This window comes from Streptomyces sp. NRRL B-24085, assembly GCF_001282115.1.
GTDB lineage: Bacteria > Actinomycetota > Actinomycetes > Streptomycetales > Streptomycetaceae > Streptomyces.
The window spans coordinates 1-3,145 of the sequence record NZ_LJBR01000551.1 but is presented as its reverse complement, the minus strand read 5'-3'; the positions used below and the strand labels follow the sequence as shown (position 1 = coordinate 3,145).

Annotated in this window: 4 protein-coding genes; 3 read left to right on the top strand and 1 reads right to left on the bottom strand. The window is 70.9% G+C overall.

Going from position 1 to position 3,145, the window contains the following annotated elements; genetic code table 11:
• Both AOJ26_RS39185 and AOJ26_RS39180 read left to right on the top strand, forming a co-directional pair.
• A partial coding sequence (locus AOJ26_RS39185) for a hypothetical protein (RefSeq protein ID WP_053853109.1) occupies positions 1 to 366 on the top strand: 366 nt, incomplete at its 5' end.
• 53 nt (positions 367 to 419) lie between these two features.
• Positions 420 to 920, top strand: a complete 501-nt coding sequence (locus AOJ26_RS39180; RefSeq protein WP_053853108.1) for a peptidylprolyl isomerase — start codon at positions 420 to 422, stop codon at positions 918 to 920.
• 58 nt (positions 921 to 978) lie between these two features.
• On the opposite strand, the gene AOJ26_RS39175 is transcribed toward AOJ26_RS39180, so the two are convergent.
• The gene (locus AOJ26_RS39175; RefSeq protein WP_234358789.1) at positions 979 to 2,001 is read right to left on the bottom strand and encodes a Ku protein; all 1,023 of its coding nucleotides are present in this window, start codon (positions 1,999 to 2,001) and stop codon (positions 979 to 981) included.
• A gap of 62 nt (positions 2,002 to 2,063) precedes the next feature.
• Here AOJ26_RS39175 and ligD point away from each other — a divergent pair, with 62 nt between their 5' ends.
• On the top strand, positions 2,064 to 2,945 hold the full coding sequence (gene ligD, locus AOJ26_RS39170) for a non-homologous end-joining DNA ligase (RefSeq protein WP_053853106.1): 882 nt from the start codon (positions 2,064 to 2,066) through the stop codon (positions 2,943 to 2,945).
• Positions 2,946 to 3,145 lie beyond the last annotated feature (200 nt).

The following is a 3,145-nucleotide window of genomic DNA, read 5'->3' as shown; positions in this document are numbered from 1 at the left end:
GGCGGCCGCGTGCGGGCCGCCTTCGAGGCGATCCTCGACGGCGGGCGGGAACCGGCACTGCCCAGCGTCACCGGCGCGGCCGTCGCCGGCGGCCGACGGATCCGACGCCGTCGTACGGCGGTCTCGGGCGCCGTGGCAGCACTGGTGGCCGCCGCCCTCACGGCCGGCATCGTGGCCGCGCTGCCCGGTACGGACTCCGGCCGTTCCTCGGTGCCGCTGGCCCCGGCGAGCAGCCCCCCGCCCACCCGCACCGGCCCGGAGTCACCCTCGCCCGCGCCCTCCGAGCCGTCGGTCGTACCGACCCCGCGGCCCGGCACGACCGGGAGCGTCACGGGCGAGGCCCCCCTGTCGTCACCGGCGCCCTGACAGCCGTGTGACAAGATGCTTCGGTCATGCCCCACCAGAAAGGGACGATTCCCATGTCCAGGGTCGAGCTGACCACTAATTTCGGCCGTATCGTCCTCGAGCTCGCCGACGCCGAGGCGCCCAAGACCGTCGAGAACTTCCTGACGTACGTCGGCAACGGGCACTACGACGGCACGATCTTCCACCGGGTGATCGACGGTTTCATGGTCCAGGGCGGTGGCTTCACCCCGGACATGGTGCAGAAGCCCACGCTCGCGCCGGTCCCGAACGAGGCCGACAACGGTCTGAAGAACAACGCCTACACCGTCGCGATGGCGCGCACCAGCGACCCGCACTCGGCGACCGCACAGTTCTTCATCAACGTCTCGGACAACGACTTCCTCAACTTCACGGCCAAGAGCCCGAACGGCTGGGGCTACACCGTGTTCGGCAAGGTCGCCGAGGGCCAGGAGGTCGTCGACCAGATCAAGGGCGTGCGCACCGGCAGCAGCCGCGGTCACGGCGACGTGCCGACGCAGCCGGTGATCATCGAGTCCGCGAAGGTCGTCGGCTGACCTCGCGGCACGACTGACGCGACCTGCGCGGCGCCTTCCCCGGGCGGTGGTGCGCAGGTCACGCGGTCCGCTTGCGGGCGGTCGTCTTCTTGGCCGCCGTCTTCTTCGCGGTCGACGCCTTCTTGGCCGCCGCCGTCTTCTTCGTCCCCTGGGACGACTTCGCCGTCGTCTTCTTGGCGGCCGCCGCCTTCTTCGTCGTGGTGCTCTTGGTGGTCCTGGCCGTCGACTTCTTCCCGCCGGTCTCCTTGGGCGCGGACCGCGCCGACTTCCGCTGCGGCAACTGCCTGACCTCCCCCGGCTCCTCGCCCCGCGACTCCTTCGCCTCCCGCACGCTCTTCTCCAGCGCGGCCATGAGGTCGAGCACCTTGCCGCTGCGGGCCGGTTCCGGCGACTCCGGCGGGGCCTCCCCCGCGGCCTTCGCGGCGACGACCTCCTCCAGCGCCTCGCGGTACTCGTCGTGCAGTTCGTCCAGGTCGATCTCGCCGAGGGTGTCCATCAGGGCGTCGGCGAGGTCGAGTTCCTTGTCGCTGACGGTGACCTTGGTGTCGGGGGCGAGTCCCTCGGGCGCGCGGACCTCGTCCGGCCACAGCAGCCCGTGCAGGGCGATGGCGTCCTCGACCACCCGGAGCATGCCGAGGCGTTCGCGGCCGCGCAGCGCGTACTTGGCGATGGCCACCTTGTTGCTGCGTTTGAGGGCCTCCCGGAGCAGGGTGTACGGCTTGGCCGCGGGGGCGCCGCCCGCCTGGAGGTAGTACGACGCGTCCATCTGGAGGGGGTCGATCCGGTCGGCCGGCACGAAGGCCACGATCTCGATCGTCTTGGCCGTGGGGAGCGGCAGGTGGGCCAGGTCCTCGTCGGTGATCGGGATGATGGTGCCGTCCGCGTCCTCGTACCCCTTGCCGATCTCCGCCTGGCTGATCTCCCGGTCCTCCAGTTCGCAGACCTTGCGGTAGCGGACCCGGCCGCCGTCCTCGGTGTGGATCTGGCGGAAGGAGATCGAGTGGCTCTCGGTGGCGTTGACCAGCTTGATCGGGATGCTGACCAGGCCGAAGGAGATGGCGCCGTTCCATATGGATCTCACCAGCAGCACCCTTTCTGGGGTTTTGTGCCGTTCTATCCCTCTTTGCATGAGATTCTCATCGTATGACGCCGATCACAGAGGTGGAGGGGCGACGGCTCGCGCTCAGCAATCTGGAGAAGGTGCTGTATCCGGCCACCGGCTTCACCAAGGGCGAGGTGCTCCACTACTACGCCACCGCGGCCGACGTCCTGCTCCCCCATCTGCGTGACCGCGCCGTCTCCTTCCTGCGCTATCCGGACGGCCCCGACGGCCAGGTCTTCTTCGCCAAGAACGTGCCGCCGGGTACGCCCGACTGGGTCACAACGGCCGAGGTGCCCCGCTCGGAGGGGCCGGCCCGGATGGTGCTGGTCCAGGACCTGGCGAGCCTGATGTGGGCGGCCAACCTGGTCACGGAGTTCCACACCCACCAGTGGCTGGTCGACACGCCCGAGGAGGCCGACCGCCTGGTCCTCGACCTGGATCCGGGACCGCCCGCGACGGTCGTCGAGTGCTGCGAGGTGGCGCTGTGGCTGCGGGAGCGGTTGGCGGCGGACGGCATCGAGGCGTACCCGAAGACCGCCGGGTCCAAGGGGCTGCACCTGCTGGCGGCGGTGCGGGGCGCCTCGTCCGAGCAGGTGTCGGAGTACGCGAAGCAGCTCGCCGTGGAGGCGGAGCGGGCGATGCCGCGGCTGGCGCTGCACCGGATGACGCGCAGTCTGCGGCCCGGGAAGGTCTTCGTGGACTGGAGCCAGAACGCTGCCCGCAAGACGACGGCCACGCCGTACACCTTGCGGGCCCGGGCCCGCCCCCTGGTGTCGGCGCCGCTCTCCTGGACGGAGGTCGAGGAGTGCACGGCGCCTGGTCAACTGGCCTTCGAGGCCGGGGACATGGGGGATCGCTTGCAGGACTACGGTGATCTGCTGGGTCCGCTGCTGGACAGTGGGCGGGCGTCTCCGCTGCCGTAGGGGCGCGAGGGGGATGCCGGGTCGGTTGGTCAGGCGGCTGCGGGCCGGTGGGGGCGAGAGGGATGCCGGGTCAGGTGGTCGGGCGGCTGCGGGCCAGTGGGAGCGAGAGGGACGCCGGGTCAGGCGGTCGGGCGGCTGCGGGCCAGTGGGAGCGAGAGGGACGCCGTTCCCCGCGCCCCTGGGTGAGCTGCGGTGAGCGG

Coding starts and splice junctions, on each gene's coding strand:
- AOJ26_RS39180 (WP_053853108.1), top strand. CDS start 420: ATGTCCAGGGTCGAGCTGACCACTAATTTCGGCCGTATCGTCCTCGAG.
- ligD (WP_053853106.1), top strand. CDS start 2,064: ATGACGCCGATCACAGAGGTGGAGGGGCGACGGCTCGCGCTCAGCAAT.